Source organism: Rhizobium sp. BR 362 (assembly GCF_036528765.1).
GTDB lineage: Bacteria > Pseudomonadota > Alphaproteobacteria > Rhizobiales > Rhizobiaceae > Rhizobium.
Window position 1 is genome coordinate 204994 of record NZ_JARWGH010000007.1, and the last position, 14561, is coordinate 219554.

A 14561-nucleotide genomic window follows, 5' to 3' on the forward strand; every position below is an offset into this window, starting at 1 on the left:
GCCGCGCCCATCCAAGGAGAGAAAAAATGAGTCTGAAGACATTGACGGCTGCGACGTTCGTCGCCTCGCTGGCCTTCGTGCCGCTTGCGCATGCGGACATCGTGATCGGGCTGATCGCGCCGCTAACCGGCCCCGTGGCCGCTTACGGCGACCAGGTCAAGAACGGCGCCCAGACCGCCATCGACGAGATCAACAAGAGCGGCGGCATTCTCGGTCAGAAAGTGGTTTTGAAACTGGGAGACGATGCGGGCGATCCGAAGCAGGGCGTTTCCGTTGCCAACGATTTCGTCGGCCAGAGCATTCGTTTCGTCGTCGGTCCGGTCACTTCGGGTGTGGCCATTCCGGTTTCGGACGCGCTCGCCGAAAACGGCATCCTCATGGTGACGCCGACCGCGACCGCGCCGGATCTCACCAAGCGCGGCCTCACCAATATTCTGCGCACCTGCGGCCGTGACGACCAGCAGGCCGACGTTGCGGCGAACTACGTCCTGAAAAACTTCAAGGACAAGAAGATCGCCATTCTCAACGACAAGGCCGCCTACGGCAAAGGTCTGGCCGATGCCTTCAAAGCAACGCTCAATGCGGGCGGCGTGACGGAAGTGCTGAACGACTCCCTAAACCCCGGCGAAAAAGACTACAGCGCCCTGACGGCGAAGCTCAAGTCCGCCGGCGCCGAGGTCGTTTATTTCGGCGGCTATCATCCGGAAGGTGGTCTTCTCGCCCGTCAGTTGCACGACATCTCCGTCAAGGCGCAGCTCATCGGCGGCGACGGCCTGTCGAACACCGAATATTGGGCCATCGGCAATGAAGCTGCCGCCGGCACGATCTTCACCAACGCCTCCGACGCTCTGAAGAATCCGGATTCCCAGACCGCCGCGAAGGCGCTGAAGGAGCGCAACATCCCGGCCGAAGCCTTCACGCTGAATGCCTATGCCGCGGTGCAGGTACTGAAAGCCGGCATCGAGAAGGTTGGCAGCGCCGATGACGCGCAAGCCGTGACAACGGCATTGAAGAGCGGCGAACCGATCGAAACCGCTATCGGCAAGGTCACCTATGGCGAGACGGGCGATCTCACCTCGCAGAGCTTCTCGCTCTACAAGTGGGAAGCCGGCAAGATCGTACCGGTCGAATAAGCGACGCGGCTCGCGTCTTCAAACTTTGCCGGGCCGTTTGCGGCCCGGCATTTTTATGCTGGTCGACCCTGCGCTGCCCATCAGCAAACGGTGTGGAAGCGTTCAATGCAGGTAGAGAGGACCTCCTCACCCGGCTTTTTCCACCAATTCGCTTCCGAGAAGATTTCCACTTCCTGCGGACCGGAAAAGCCGGCCTTCTCGACAGCGGCGCGAATGCGCTTCAGGTCGATGACGCCGTCGCCCATCATGCCTCGGTCGAGCAGCAGGTCCTTGGTTGGTACCAGCCAATCGCAGATATGGTGCGCAAGGATCCGGCCTTTGGCGCCGGCGCGAGCGATCTGCTCGTAAAGCTTCGGGTCCCACCAGACATGATAGACATCGACGGCAATGCCGATGCCCTCGCCCAGCAAGTCGCAGATATCGAGCGCCTGTTCGAGCGTATTCACGCAGGCACGGTCGGCGGCATACATGGGGTGCAGCGGCTCGATCGCGAGCGGAATGCCGGCGCTGCGCGCATGCGGCAGGATCGCCGCAATGCCGTCAGCCACCATCTCGCGGGCATGAACAATATCCTTCGAGCCCATCGGCAGGCCGCCGACGACAAGCACGAGGCAATCGGCATTCAGCGCCGCCGCTTCGTCGATCGCCCGCCTGTTGTCGTCGATCGCCGCCCTGAGGCCTTCGGCATCGGCCGCGGGGAACATGCCGCCACGGCATAACCCCGTGACCTTCAGCCGGTTGTCGGCAATGATTCTTGCCGCTTCCGCCAAACCGATCGCGTGCACCTGATCGCGCCAGGGTGCGATTGCGACGATATCCTGCTTCAGGCAAGCCTCGACTGCCTGGCGCATGTCATATTGCTGGCGCACGGTCGCAAGATTGATGGAAAGGCCGGATACAGCCATTCTGTTGATCCTCCCAGATCCTGTTTCCGATTACGCGACGCCGACCGTTGCAAGGATCGTCTTCATCCTCTGCACGGCGAGATCTGGGTCTCTGAGAACCCGCGCGGTATCGGCCAGACGGAACAGCTCCGACAAGTGCACGATGGAGCGCGTGCTTTGCTGGCCGCCGAGCATCTGAAAATGGTCTTGGAAGCCGTTGAGATAGGCAAGGAACACCACTCCGGTCTTGTAGAAGCGCGTCGGCGCCTTGAAGATGTGGCGCGAGAGCGGAACGGTCGGCGCCATCATTTGATGGAAGGCGTCGAGATCGTTCTCGGCTAGCTTCGCGAGAGCCGCGCTTGCCGCTGGCGCGATCGCATCGAAGATACCGAGCAGCGCATGCGAATAGCCCTGGCTGTCCCCTGCGATCAGTTCAGCATAGTTGAAATCGTCGCCGGTATACATTTTCACCGCCGGATCCAGGCGGCGGCGCATGACGATCTCTTTTTCCGCCGACAGCAGGGATATTTTGACGCCATCGACCTTGGCGGCGTTGTCGTTGATGATCGCAACGGCCGTCTCCATCGCGCGCATGTCGTCGGACGAACCCCAATAGCCCGCCAGAGCCGGATCGAACATCGCGCCCAGCCAATGGATGATCAGCGGCTGTTGGACCTGCCCGAGGATGCGGTTGTAGACGCGGATATAGTCGTCCGGGCCTTTGGCGGCTGCGGCAAGCGCGCGGCTCGCCATCAAAATGATCCGTCCGCCCTGGTCTTCGACGAAGGCGACCTGCTCCTCATAGGCGCGGATGACGTCATCGATGCTGACATCGGGACCTGGTGCCAGATGATCGGTGCCGGCGCCATAAGCGATCAGCGAGTCCGAGCGATTGCGGGCGGCCGATTGCGCATGCATGATCAGCTCCTTGGCGCCGGTCCAGTCGAGGCCCATGCCGCGCTGCGCCGTGTCCATCGCTTCGGCGACGCCAAAGCCGAGATCCCAAAGATATTCGCGGAAAGCGATCGTCCGCTCCCAGTCGATATTGCGGTCGAGCCAGGGATCATTGTCGGCCAAGGGGTCGACGACGACATGGGCGGCGGCATAGGCGACGCGATTGAAGCGATGGCCGCCTGCCGGTCGCTCCAGAGGGCTAAGCGGCGTGTTGGCGACGGTGAATTCGGCAAGCTTGCCATCGGTCGCGGGCAAACGAAGGGTCTTCGTCATGGTCTTATATCTCCTGGCGAGCGGAAAGCGAGGGAACGTCGACCCAGCGGCGCTCCGCCCAGCTCTTTTGAGCGAGCTCGGCGAGTTGAACGCCCTTGGCGCCCTCGCGCAAGGTGAATTTCCACGGCGCATCCTCGGCGACGTGGCGCAGGAAATCTTCCCACTGCGCCTTGAAACCATTGTCGAACGTCTGCGTGTCCGGCACCTCGTCCCAGGTTTCGAAGAAATTGATCGGCTGCGGCTGATCCGGATTCCAGACCGGCTTCGGCGTATTGACGCGATGCTGCGTCCAGCAGCGCATCAGCCCGCAGACCGCGGACCCATGCGTACCGTCAACTTGGAAGGTGACGAGATCGTCGCGGCGCACGCGTACGGCCCAGGAGGAATTGATCTGCGCGACGATACCGCCGTCGAGCTCGAACGTGGCATAGGCCGCATCGTCGGCGTCGGCGACGTAGGTTTTGCCGATCTCATCGACGCGGCTCGGAATATGCGTCGCGCCATAGCAGCTCACGGCTTTGACCTCGCCGAAGAGATTGTCGAGCACGTAGCGCCAATGCGGCAGCATGTCGAGTATCATGCCGCCACCCTCGGCCTTGCGGTAATTCCAAGAGGGACGCTGCGCCTTTACACCCCAATCGCCTTCGAAGACCCAATAGCCGAATTCGCCGCGTACGGAGAGAATCGTACCGAAGAAGCCGCTGTCGCGCAGCATGGCGATCTTGCGCAGGCCCGGCAGATAAAGCTTGTCCTGCACGACGCCATTCTTGACGCCGCGGCGCTCGGCCGAGTCCGCAACCGAAAGCGCTTCCTCCAGCGTCTCGGAAATCGGCTTTTCGCAATAAACGTGCTTGCCGGCTGCAATAGCCCTCTCCAGCAGGGAGACGCGCATCTGCGTCGAACCGGCGTCGAAGAAAATCGTGTTGTTGGGATCGGCAAGCGCGCTGTCGAGATCGGTGGTCGTTTTCGCGAGGCCATGCTTGCGGGCGATGTCCGTGATCTTTTCGGCATTGCGGCCGACCAGGATAGGGTCCGGCATCAACCGGTCGCCATTGGCAAGCAGCACGCCACCCTGCTCGCGGATCGCCAGAATCGACCGCACGAGATGCTGATTGTAACCCATGCGGCCGGTGATGCCATGCATGATGATGCCGATCGGCTTCGTCACCATATCCCACTCCTCCCGTAAATAACTATATAGTTACATGACTGACACGGCAAAGCGGCGCTGTCAACGGCCATCGTCGGTGGCCGCGTCGGCAGTCACCCGGATTCGGCGAAATTATGGGCTGTTTTAGCGCTCAGGGACGCAGATAGGCGAAGATGACGTCGACGATATGCTCGCCCCAGGCCTCTATCTCCGATTTGTCGGAAAGGTTCCGCCGGAAGATCGTCGACAGCGTCCAGCGGTTCGTCAGGAAAAAGGAACCGAGGGCGGCGATGCTCATGTAAATTTTGACGGGATCGCAGCCGGGACGAAAATCGCCGGCTGCAGCGCCGCGATCCAGCAAACCGGAAATTTCGGCGACTAGGGGCGAATGCAGCTCGAAAATCCGCGCCGACCGCTTCAGAAAGCGGGCCTTATGCAGGTTTTCCGTATTGAGAATGCCGAGGAACTCCGGGTGATCAAGAAAATATTTCCATGTGAAAACAACAAGCTCCCGCATGCCCTCGGTGGGGCTGCGGTGCGAGAGATCGAGCCTTGCTTCCGCCGAACGGATGGCAACATAGCTGCCTTCGAGGACGGCGACATAGAGCGCGTCTTTACCGCCGAAATAGTGATAGAGCATGCGCTTGTTGATGTTGGCGCGCTCGGCAATGGCGTCGACGCGGGCGCCACCATAACCGCGCTCGGCAAATTCCTTGGTCGCCGCAGCCAGGATCGCCTTGCTCGTGCGCTCGGCATCCCTCAGGCGCGGTCGCTCGGCGGATGAACTCGATGCCGCCTGACCGGTGGACTCGGCCACAGTTTCAGCCTCTGGGCTCTTCGATCGGCCCTTTTTGATTTTGGCTTCGCTCATCGCGGCCCCCGATTGCATCTGGCAGGCCATGCGGCCTTTTAACCGCCGACAATTACTCGATCATGGCACAAGTTAACAGTCCCTCGAAAATCGCCGGCAGTAGTAACTATATAGTTATATAAAATTATGCTTTTGGCAATGCGCGCTTAGCGCGCAGGCTCGAAGCACCGCGCTAATCACATGCCTTCGCCGAGGGTGGGCGAGTGAAGCGGGCGATTTTCGTCTGCTTCGCAGTTGCCTGCAGTTACAACGGCAGTTCCTCGCCGGCTTGTTCCCGGACCATGTACTCGGCGTACCAGTCCGGCCAATTTTCATCGCGTTGGCCGCCGGTTCGCTTCTCGTGCTCGCCGTGCGCCTCCGCCGCCCGTCGGAGCGCGGCCGCAAGCTCGGTCGGCGAGGCGAATGACGTGACGTTCCTGTCCACGCGATCGGGCAATCGCGTTGTCACCTCCTGAAGCAGCCAGGTATTACCGTCCGGATCGCTGAATGATGCGAGTGAGGCATAACTGCGGCGCTCGGGGTCCAGTCCGCTCACACGGCCCGGCCCTTCGCCGCGGTGGAATATCTCGCTGATCTCGACGCCACGCTTTTCAAGCTCCGCATGGGCCATTTCAATATCAGAGACCACGAGATAGAAGCTCGGTGTCTCCCCCAAATGGATCGAGCACGGCGAACCGGGAGGCGTGAATTGGACGGCGCGAGATCCGTCCTTTCGGACAAAGTCTGCATCAAGCCGCCAGCCGAGGCCGTCATAAAAACGCTTGGCGCGGTCGACGTCAGCGACGGGAAGGACGGCGACCTCAAGCTTCAGCGCGACCGTTGGTGTTGTCAAGCTCTCGCTCTGTGGTGTGCCTTGTGCCTGAATATTGCTCATGCGGGGCTCCCTGGGTTTAGAGATTTGAGACGAGTAAGAGACTATGAAACTGCAGGAGTATCGATGACGCAGCACGTTAGTTCGGTTGATGGATGGCAGTGATTTAGGCGACACGGCGGGCTTGGCCAGTGAGCGCCTTTAAGTTGATCGTCGGGCCTTCATCGCAGGGCATCTTGCTTTCAACGCCGGCACGGCCCAAGAGAACAAAAAACAATTCAGCACGGGCGGCCTTATGACAGGAAAACAGATCGCGATCATCGGTGCCGGCCCGGCCGGTCTGATGGCGGCCGAAGTGCTGTCACTCTCCGGTCATCGGATCACAGTCTACGACAGTATGCCGACGGTCGCTCGCAAATTCCTGCTCGCAGGGAAATCCGGCCTCAATATCACGCATTCGGAAGAGTACAGCCGCTTCGCCAGTCGCTTCGGCCCGAGCTCCGAGCGTCTGCGTTCGGCCCTCGATGCTTCTACGCCTGACGATATCAAGAGCTGGGCGGCGGCGCTTGGCACGGAGACATTCACCGGCTCCTCGGGCCGCGTCTTTCCAACGGTCATGAAGGCATCGCCGCTGCTGCGCGCCTGGCTCGGCAGGCTGGAGGCGCAAGGGGTCAAGGTTCGGACACGGCATCGCTGGTCCGGCTTTGCCGAAGGCGGCTTTGTCTTCGAAACGCCGGAGGGACGGAGGATTCTTCAGTGCGACGCGGCCCTGCTCGCGCTTGGCGGTGCGAGTTATCCCCGGCTCGGTTCGGATGCCGCCTGGATCACCTGGCTTCGCGATAAAGGCGTCGACATCGACGACTTCCAGCCCGCCAATTGCGGCTTCGATGTCGCCTGGAGCACGATTTTCAGAGAACGCTTCGCCGGGGGGCCGCTGAAGGCGGTGACGGCAACGTCCGATGCCGGCACCTTTCCCGGCGAGTTCGTCATTTCCCAGCATGGGATCGAAGGCAGCCTCGTCTACGCCCATGCCGCCAGCCTGCGTGACCGGCTTGCAAGCGATGGCAGAGCCGCGCTTACGATCGACCTCGCGCCCGGCAGGACCACAGAACGGCTATCGCGCGATCTGGCACGACAGGATGTAAAAGCCAGCCTTTCCAATCGCCTCCGCAAAGGCGCGGGAATTGAAGGCGTGAAGACGGCGCTGCTGCGAGAACTCGTTTCCCCCGCTGATCTCGCGGACCCGGAGCGGCTATCGCGGCTGATCAAAGCCTTGCCGATCCCGCTCCTGAGGCCGCGGCCGATCACCGAGGCGATCTCGTCGGCCGGCGGCATTCGTTGGAGCGGTATCGACGATGGATATATGTTGAAAGCGCTCCCCGGCGTATTCGTCGCCGGAGAAATGATCGATTGGGAGGCGCCGACCGGCGGCTATCTTCTCTCCGCTTGCTTCGCCACCGGACGCGCCGCGGCGAGAGGAATGGAAGCTTGGCTGGGGCGCTAACGGACTCGCATCTGTCTTAAAGCGAGATGCCGTCAGCCAATCCGCCCGTTCTCCATCAGCCAGGTCACCGACTCCTGCACGGCCTGCAGCGAAGTGTAGCGAGGGTGATAGCCCAGAAGCCGCTCGGCTTTGGCTATCGAGCAATTCGGGCTGCGGGCAATATGCTCCCAGGTCGCTTCGGCATCCTCCGGCGTCTGGCTTTCGGCCCATGTGTCATAGGGAAGAAATTCCAGTTTCGGTTCATGGCCGAACCAGCGTGACATTGCCTCGGCATAGCCTCGGAGCGTCAATGCGCCGCTTGACACCGCATGGAAACTCTCGCCGGTCGAGGCGCGCCAATTGGCGATAGCGCCCATGAACATCTGTGCGACATCGTCGGCATGGACATGATGGACCGTCTCCAGCCCGAAATTCGGGAGCGCGAGCGTTTCACCTCGGGCGAGGGTCGAAAATGCCGCGAGATTGAAATGACCGGCCGGATTGAGCGGCGCCCAGCCGGGGCCGACGATATGGCCGGGGTGGATCAACGTCGCCGGGAAACTCCCGATCCTCGCCTTCGTTAGCAGATAGTTCTCAATGGCGGCTTTCTGCGTTCCGTATTCGCCGAAGGGTCGCTTCGGCGCCTCTTCGAGCGTCGGCACGACGGTGGGAAAACCATGCGTCCAAATCGTGCCCGTATGCAGGAAGTGGCCGACATGTCCGGAGAGCGACTCCGCCAAATGCCTGGCGCTTTCCAGGGTGAAGCAGATCATGTCGATGACGATATCGGCTTTCAAGGCCCGGATCGCCGGCCCGAAACTGCCGTCCTTTTCCATCGCTGCGCGATCCATCGTCAATTGCTCGACGGCATCCCATGCCCGGTTCGACGAATAAGGTTTTGCCTGGCCGCGGCTCACTGCCACCACCTCATGGCCGGCCTCCACCAGCCGCGGCACGAGATAGGTGCCGACATGACCGGTTGCGCCGATGACCACTGCACGCGTCATGATGTCCTCCCAAGGATATTTCAAAATTGGATGTCGGAATCTGGAGTGAAGAGAATGATGCTCGAGAGAATAGGCGCGTACACTGCCTTGTCATCCCCATGCGGGAAGGAACTTTGTCGCAGCTAGGCGCCGCGGCGCAGCTTCAATGGCTCGAGCTCGCCGTCCTCATCCTCGGACTTGATATAGACCTGCAGCGTATAGCCAATATGCTCGGTCATCAGCGCCCTGGCGCGGTCGATATCGCGGTCGAGGGCCGCTTCCATCAGGGCCGCGTGATGCTCGATCGCCATCGCGTCGCGCAAGGCGGCGACCGCCGTCTCGTAGCCGATGGTCAGGCCGGCAGCGGCACGCTGCGTCGGCGCCAGACCGAGAAAACGATGATGACGGCGGAGCTGATCGGAAATCGTGCCCTGAAAGCGCAGGAGCCAGCTCGATGTCGCAGCGCTCAAGAGCGCGGCGTGAAAAGCCGCATGCTTTTCATCCCATTCGTCCGCCATTTCCTCCGAAGCGGCATCGGGTACGATCTTGCAACGAGAGAGGCGGTAGTGCGCAGTGACCACAGCGGATTCCCAGACCGGCCCACCTTTTTCGATCGATTCCAGCAGCAGCGGCAGTTCGACGACCATCCGCGCGCGCATCAGATCTTCCAACTCCGTGCGGGAAACCGGAGCGACTGCAAAACCGCGATTGCTGATGGCCGTCACCAGCTTTTCGGCTTCCAGCCGCGACAAGGCTTCGCGCAGTGGAGTCCAGCCGACGCCATAGGCATCCCGCAAGGCGCTGAGCTTCAACGCGGCACCCGGCCGGAGCTTCGTGTTGAGAATATCCCGCCGGAGCAGCCAATAAGCCGCTTCTGTCTTCGTAAGAGGTTCCTTGTCCTGCATCGCGTCGTTCCCAGCTCGCTGGACAAGATTATATATAAATTCTGCCTGCAGCCAAATTATATATCAAACAGGTTTATGTAGCATATCATATATCGCAAATTGACACGGACAGCGCAGCCGCTATGATCGCTGTCAATAAAGCTGAGAGAGCAAGGCTCTCTATAAAATCCGGGAGGAAATCATGAGGAAATCCGCATCCAGATGGTTGTCGGGGCTTGTTATCGCCGGCGCTTTCATGGCGAGCGTCGCCACGGCAGCCGCCGAGCCGATCAAGATCGCGATCGCCAATTTCGGCGAACATCCGCAGCTCAACGCTTCGATTGCCGGTTTCAAAAAGGCGCTGGCCGACAATGGCTTCGTCGAAGGCAAGGATGTGGTCTATACCGAGAGCAACACCAGCTTCGACGCGTCGCTGGTGCCGCAGATGATCGCCAAGCTGCAGTCGGACCGTCCGAAGCTGATGTATACCATCACGACGCCGGTCTCGCAGATCGCCAAAAAGGCGCTCGCCGGCTCCGGCATACCGATCGTATTCTCGGCCGTTACCGATCCGGTCGCCGCCAAGCTCGTTCCCTCCTGGGATGCCGGCGATGAGGGCATTACCGGCGCGAGCGATCTTCAGGATATCGCCGCCATTTTGACGTTCACCAAGAAGCTGCTTCCAAATGCCAAGCGCATCGGCGTGCCTTACAATCCGGGCGAGGCCAACGACGCCGCCTTGATCGAAAAGGTCAAGCAGGCCGCTCCGGCCGCCGGCTTCGAAGTCGTTCCCGTCGGTGTCGATAACGTCAACGACATTCAGCAGCGTATCGCATCGCTCGCCGGCAAGGCCGACGTGATCTACACGCCCGCCTCCAACCTGTTGCAGCCGGCAATCACCGCCGTTGCCGCAGCCGCCCGCCAGGCGCAGATCCCGATCGTCAATTCTGACGACGCTGCAGTTCGCAGCGGTGTCGTCCCGGCAAGCTTCGCCGTCAACTACGAGCAGGTCGGTGAAAATGCCGGCAGGATCGCCGCAAAGATCCTCAAGGGTGGCGATCCCAAGACGATCGCGCCATCGCGTCCTGCCTATGAGGACCACGCTCCGCTGATCAACAAGACCGTTTTGAAGGCCTTCGGCGCCGACGTTCCGGCCTCGCTTGCCGATTGCAATTGCTTCACGAAGTAATAGGCGGCATCTTCGAAGGATCGGTGTGATCCATGGCGGCGTTGAAAGCGCCGCCATTTCATAACCCTACAGTACAGGGGAGGCACGGATGCTGGACATCAAATCCGCGCGCAAAGTTTTCTACAGAGGCCAGCCCGACGAAAAGGTCGCGCTCAACGGCTTGACACTCTCCCTCAAGACCGGCGAATTCGGCGTCGTCATCGGTTCGAACGGCGCCGGCAAGAGCAGCATGCTGAATGCGATTTCCGGTGCCCTCAGCCTCGATTCCGGCCAGATCCTCATCAACGGCAACGATGTCACGAACACGCCGGTCCACAAGCGCGCAGCGCGCCTCGCCCGCGTGTTTCAGGATCCGATGAAGGGAACCGCCGCCAGCATGACCGTCGGCGAGAACATGCTTCTGGCGGAACTGCGCGGCAAGAAGCGTGGATTTCGGCCCGGTCTGAATGCCGCCCGCCTCGCCGCCTATAAGGAACGCCTCGCCGTTCTCGGGCTGGGTCTTGAGAACCGTCTGGATACCAAGGTGGAGCTTCTTTCCGGCGGCCAGCGTCAATCGCTATCGCTCATCATGGCAGTGGGCGGCTCGCCCGACGTATTGCTGCTCGACGAACACACCGCCGCCCTCGATCCGCGCACGGCCGATATCGTCATGCAGGCGACGGTGCACACTGTCGAAGCGCTGAAGCTGACGACCCTGATGGTGACCCATAACATGCAGCACGCCGTCGATTTCGGTGACAGCATCATCATGCTTGATGCCGGCCGCGTGCATCTCGAAATCACCGGGGAAGGCAAGCGGTGCATCACCGTGCCCGAATTGATCGGCCACTTCGCCGTCAAGACCGACCGCATGCTGTTGGTGAGCTGACATCATGATGGATTTCATTCAGACAACCGTTTCGAGCTTCGTCTCGCTGATCCCGGTCACGCTGGCGCAGAGCTTCATCCTGAGCTTCGTCGTGCTGGGGATCATGATCCCTTTCCGCATGCTGAGCTTTCCGGATCTGACCAGCGAAGGCGCCTTTCCGCTGGGTGGCTGCGTCTGCGGCATCCTCTTAGCCGCTGGTGTCGCACCGCCGCTGGCGATCATCTCCGCTTTTGTCGTCGGTCTCGCCGCCGGTTGCTGCACGGCCTTCATCCACCTGCGCTTCCGCATCCATACGCTGCTCGCCGGCATTCTGATGTCGACCATGCTCTACAGCATCAATCTTGGCATCATGGGCAAGTCGAACCTTTCCGTCTTCGGCTCACCGACGGTGTTCGATTGGGTGCCGTTGACCCAACCAGGCTTTCCGGCAAGCAAGATCGTCATCGCCGGCATTCTCGCTCTTATCGTGCTGATCGCCCTCAATCTCTACTTCAAGACGGAAAAGGGCACCGCCATGCGCGCCGTCGGCTCCAATCCGGATATGGCCGAAGCGCAGGGCATCAATGTCTGGGCCGCAACGATCGGCGGTGTCGGCCTCGCCAGCGCCTTTTCCGCCTCCAGCGGCGCGCTGATGGTACAATCGCAGGGCTTTGCAGACGTCAATATGGGCATCGGCATCCTGATCAACGGCCTGGCGGCGCTGATGATCGGCGAGGCCTTCACCGGCAAGCAGACCGTGTTGCGGCAACTGCTCGCGCCCTTCGTCGGTTCGATCATCTATTACCAGCTCGTCTCGCTCTGCCTCGCTGCCGGCATGCCGCCGCCGAACCTGAAGCTCGCTACCGGCCTGTTCGTCCTGCTGATGCTGGCGCTGCCGAGCATCAAGCGCAGCCGCGGCGGCGCGCCCGCCCGAGAAACCATCCGCGAATAAAGTGAGACGCGATACCATGAGCAGCCTTCCCGATCTCGCCGCTGTCGAGGCCATGGATGCGGCCGATCCGCTATGGTTCCTCCGCAGCCGCTTCGCCTTACCCGAGGGCGTCATCTACCTCGACGGCAATTCGCTTGGCGCTGCCTCGCATGACGTCTTCTCCGAATTGCAACAGGCTGCGACGGAGGAATGGGGCAACGGCCTGATCCGTAGCTGGAACAGCGCCGGTTGGTTCCACCTGCCGCTCGATCTCGGCGACCGCATTGGCCGGCTGATCGGCGCCGCACCAGGCCAGACCGTGGTCACCGACTCGACCTCGATCAACATCTACAAGGCCCTGCACGCCGCCCTTGCCATGCGTCCGGGCCGCAGTGTCATCGTCGCGGAAGGCGACAGCTTCCCGACCGATCTCTACATGGCCGAAGGTGTCGCCTTTACGCGTCCAGGCGTTAGCCTTCGCCTCGAAGGCAGGGATGCGGATAATATCGAGGACCTGATCGACGATCAGGTTGCCGTCGTCCTGGTCAACCACGTCAACTACAAGAACGCCGAGTTGCGCGACATGGCGGCGCTGACGCGCCGGATCCACGAGGCCGGCGCACTGGTGATCTGGGATCTCTGCCATAGCGCCGGCGCATTGCCCGTCGATCTCGACGGCGCCAATGCCGATTTCGCTGTCGGATGCACCTATAAATATTTGAATGGCGGCCCAGGCTCGCCGGCCTTCATCTATGCCGCCCGTCGTCATCACGACGCGATCACGCAGCCGCTGAGCGGCTGGTGGGGGCACGCAAGGCCGTTTGCCTTCGAGCAGAATTTTGCCGGCGGTGAAGGCATGAAGCGTTTTCTCTGCGGCACGCAGCCGATTTTGTCGCTACGGGCGCTGAAGGGCGTGCTCGGCGTCTGGGATGAGGTCGACATGGCCGCGCTTCGCAAAAAGAGCGTTGCGCTGACCGATCTCTTCATCCAGTTGGTTGAGGCGAAATGCGGCCAATATGGCGTCGTTTTGGAAACCACGCGCGACAGCGAAAGACGCGGAAGCCAGGTCTCCTTCACGCATAGCAACAGCTACGAAGTGATGCAGGCGCTGATCGAACGCGGCGTGATCGGCGATTTCCGCGCGCCCGCCACCCTGCGTTTCGGTTTCACGCCGCTTTATGTCGGCTACCGCGACGTCTGGCAGGCGGCGGAGGTGCTGGAGGATATTCTGAGCAGCGGATCGTGGAAGGATGCGCGGTTTGCCGTGCGTTCGACCGTGACCTGATACCAGATTGGCCTCGCAAAGCTGGGGATGAGGCGATGAGCTATTTCAGAATTACCGACTGGGAAAGTGCCTATACTAGCGATGCCTATGTGGTCGGCGGCGACCGCTGGCCGGCGGCCTGGATAGAGCCGGCAAAGGCCTTCCGCGATAGCCTGGCAACGAGCGGTCGTGCCAGGCTCGATCTTGCCTACGGACCTCATGAGCGCAATCGCTTCGATCTCTTCCTGCCCGATGAGAAACCAAGAGGATTGGTGGTCTTCATTCACGGCGGCTATTGGCTGGAGCTCGACAAGAGCTATTGGTCGCATCTGGCCGCTGCTCCGATCGCCAATGGCTACGCTGTCGCCATCCCCTCCTACACGCTTTGTCCGGAGAACCGCCTCACGGGCATCGCCAAGGAGGTTGCGGCAGCGATCGGCGTTGCCGCCGATATGGTCGATGGCCCCATGATACTGGCCGGACATTCGGCCGGAGGCCAGCTTGCCGCCCGCATGATCACGGCGACCTCCCCGCTTGCCGCATCCATCCAAACCCGCATCCGCCATGTGGTCTCCATCTCCGGGCTGCACGACCTTCGCCCGATCATGAAGAGAGCCATGAACGAGTTTCTGCGCATCGATGCCGCCGAAGCCATGGCCGAAAGCCCGGCACTGCTGGAGCCCGCGGAAAATGTCCGCCTTACATGCTGGGTCGGCGGCGCTGAACGTGCCGAGTTCATTCGCCAGAATGCCCTGCTTGCCAATATCTGGACCGGCCTCGGCGCCGCAACTGCCGCTGTCGTCGCGCCGGATCAAAATCATTTCACCATATTAGACGGCCTGACCGACCCCATGCATCCGCTGACGCGGACCCTGCTCTCTGATTAACCTGACGGCCCGGG

The 14561-nt window shown here is 61.2% G+C and carries 14 protein-coding genes; 7 read left to right on the forward strand and 7 right to left on the reverse strand.

From position 1 onward, the window contains the following. Positions 1-26 precede the first annotated feature (26 nt). Positions 27-1133 (forward strand): branched-chain amino acid ABC transporter substrate-binding protein, encoded by a 1107-nt coding sequence (locus QDY28_RS13105; RefSeq protein WP_331382114.1) that lies wholly within the window; start codon positions 27-29, stop codon positions 1131-1133. 80 nt (positions 1134-1213) lie between these two features. Here the strand turns inward: QDY28_RS13105 and QDY28_RS13110 are convergent, their stop codons facing one another. The 5 genes from QDY28_RS13110 to QDY28_RS13130 all read right to left on the reverse strand — a co-directional run bounded on the left by QDY28_RS13110 (position 1214) and on the right by QDY28_RS13130 (position 6139). Further along, a complete protein-coding gene (locus tag QDY28_RS13110; RefSeq protein ID WP_331382115.1) occupies positions 1214-2038 on the reverse strand; it encodes a sugar phosphate isomerase/epimerase family protein in 825 nt (274 codons plus the stop codon). A 30-nt stretch (positions 2039-2068) separates the two neighbouring features. Then, a complete protein-coding gene (locus QDY28_RS13115) occupies positions 2069-3244 on the reverse strand; it encodes a dihydrodipicolinate synthase family protein (RefSeq protein ID WP_331382116.1) in 1176 nt (391 codons plus the stop codon). Between the two features lie 4 nt (positions 3245-3248). Next, positions 3249-4415, reverse strand: coding sequence for a Gfo/Idh/MocA family protein (locus QDY28_RS13120; RefSeq protein ID WP_331382117.1), 1167 nt, complete (start codon positions 4413-4415; stop codon positions 3249-3251). A 130-nt stretch (positions 4416-4545) separates the two neighbouring features. Then, positions 4546-5265, reverse strand: coding sequence for a TetR/AcrR family transcriptional regulator (locus QDY28_RS13125; protein ID WP_331382118.1), 720 nt, complete (start codon positions 5263-5265; stop codon positions 4546-4548). 244 nt (positions 5266-5509) lie between these two features. Next, positions 5510-6139, reverse strand: a complete 630-nt coding sequence (locus QDY28_RS13130) for a VOC family protein (protein WP_331382119.1) — start codon at positions 6137-6139, stop codon at positions 5510-5512. A gap of 232 nt (positions 6140-6371) precedes the next feature. Between QDY28_RS13130 and QDY28_RS13135 the strand changes: the two genes are divergently transcribed. Further along, positions 6372-7580 (forward strand): TIGR03862 family flavoprotein, encoded by a 1209-nt coding sequence (locus QDY28_RS13135; protein WP_331382120.1) that lies wholly within the window; start codon positions 6372-6374, stop codon positions 7578-7580. Positions 7581-7612: 32 nt separating this feature from the next. Here the strand turns inward: QDY28_RS13135 and QDY28_RS13140 are convergent, their stop codons facing one another. Then, positions 7613-8566, reverse strand: coding sequence for an NAD-dependent epimerase/dehydratase family protein (locus QDY28_RS13140; protein ID WP_331382121.1), 954 nt, complete (start codon positions 8564-8566; stop codon positions 7613-7615). A gap of 122 nt (positions 8567-8688) precedes the next feature. Next, complete coding sequence (locus QDY28_RS13145; protein ID WP_331382122.1) at positions 8689-9450, reverse strand: GntR family transcriptional regulator; 762 nt, start codon at positions 9448-9450, stop codon at positions 8689-8691. A 181-nt stretch (positions 9451-9631) separates the two neighbouring features. Between QDY28_RS13145 and QDY28_RS13150 the strand changes: the two genes are divergently transcribed. The 5 genes from QDY28_RS13150 (at position 9632) to QDY28_RS13170 (ending at position 14547) form a co-directional block, all read left to right on the forward strand. Next, positions 9632-10618 (forward strand): ABC transporter substrate-binding protein, encoded by a 987-nt coding sequence (locus QDY28_RS13150; RefSeq protein ID WP_331382123.1) that lies wholly within the window; start codon positions 9632-9634, stop codon positions 10616-10618. An 88-nt stretch (positions 10619-10706) separates the two neighbouring features. Then, on the forward strand, positions 10707-11486 hold the full coding sequence (locus tag QDY28_RS13155; RefSeq protein ID WP_331382124.1) for an ABC transporter ATP-binding protein: 780 nt from the start codon (positions 10707-10709) through the stop codon (positions 11484-11486). Between the two features lie 7 nt (positions 11487-11493). Next, complete coding sequence (locus QDY28_RS13160; protein ID WP_331382239.1) at positions 11494-12417, forward strand: ABC transporter permease; 924 nt, start codon at positions 11494-11496, stop codon at positions 12415-12417. A 16-nt stretch (positions 12418-12433) separates the two neighbouring features. Continuing rightward, positions 12434-13681 (forward strand): kynureninase, encoded by a 1248-nt coding sequence (gene kynU / locus QDY28_RS13165; protein ID WP_331382125.1) that lies wholly within the window; start codon positions 12434-12436, stop codon positions 13679-13681. A 35-nt stretch (positions 13682-13716) separates the two neighbouring features. Next, positions 13717-14547 (forward strand): alpha/beta hydrolase, encoded by an 831-nt coding sequence (locus QDY28_RS13170; RefSeq protein WP_331382126.1) that lies wholly within the window; start codon positions 13717-13719, stop codon positions 14545-14547. Positions 14548-14561 lie beyond the last annotated feature (14 nt).

Excerpts from the sequence above, each read along its gene's own strand:
- QDY28_RS13160 (WP_331382239.1), top strand. The coding sequence starts at position 11,494 with ATGGATTTCATTCAGACAACCGTTTCGAGCTTCGTCTCGCTGATCCCG.
- QDY28_RS13140 (WP_331382121.1), bottom strand. The coding sequence starts at position 8,566 with ATGACGCGTGCAGTGGTCATCGGCGCAACCGGTCATGTCGGCACCTAT.
- kynU (WP_331382125.1), top strand. The coding sequence starts at position 12,434 with ATGAGCAGCCTTCCCGATCTCGCCGCTGTCGAGGCCATGGATGCGGCC.
- QDY28_RS13125 (WP_331382118.1), bottom strand. The coding sequence starts at position 5,265 with ATGAGCGAAGCCAAAATCAAAAAGGGCCGATCGAAGAGCCCAGAGGCT.
- QDY28_RS13115 (WP_331382116.1), bottom strand. The coding sequence starts at position 3,244 with ATGACGAAGACCCTTCGTTTGCCCGCGACCGATGGCAAGCTTGCCGAA.
- QDY28_RS13135 (WP_331382120.1), top strand. The coding sequence starts at position 6,372 with ATGACAGGAAAACAGATCGCGATCATCGGTGCCGGCCCGGCCGGTCTG.
- QDY28_RS13110 (WP_331382115.1), bottom strand. The coding sequence starts at position 2,038 with ATGGCTGTATCCGGCCTTTCCATCAATCTTGCGACCGTGCGCCAGCAA.
- QDY28_RS13145 (WP_331382122.1), bottom strand. The coding sequence starts at position 9,450 with ATGCAGGACAAGGAACCTCTTACGAAGACAGAAGCGGCTTATTGGCTG.
- QDY28_RS13120 (WP_331382117.1), bottom strand. The coding sequence starts at position 4,415 with ATGGTGACGAAGCCGATCGGCATCATCATGCATGGCATCACCGGCCGC.
- QDY28_RS13130 (WP_331382119.1), bottom strand. The coding sequence starts at position 6,139 with ATGAGCAATATTCAGGCACAAGGCACACCACAGAGCGAGAGCTTGACA.
- QDY28_RS13155 (WP_331382124.1), top strand. The coding sequence starts at position 10,707 with ATGCTGGACATCAAATCCGCGCGCAAAGTTTTCTACAGAGGCCAGCCC.
- QDY28_RS13150 (WP_331382123.1), top strand. The coding sequence starts at position 9,632 with ATGAGGAAATCCGCATCCAGATGGTTGTCGGGGCTTGTTATCGCCGGC.
- QDY28_RS13105 (WP_331382114.1), top strand. The coding sequence starts at position 27 with ATGAGTCTGAAGACATTGACGGCTGCGACGTTCGTCGCCTCGCTGGCC.
- QDY28_RS13170 (WP_331382126.1), top strand. The coding sequence starts at position 13,717 with ATGAGCTATTTCAGAATTACCGACTGGGAAAGTGCCTATACTAGCGAT.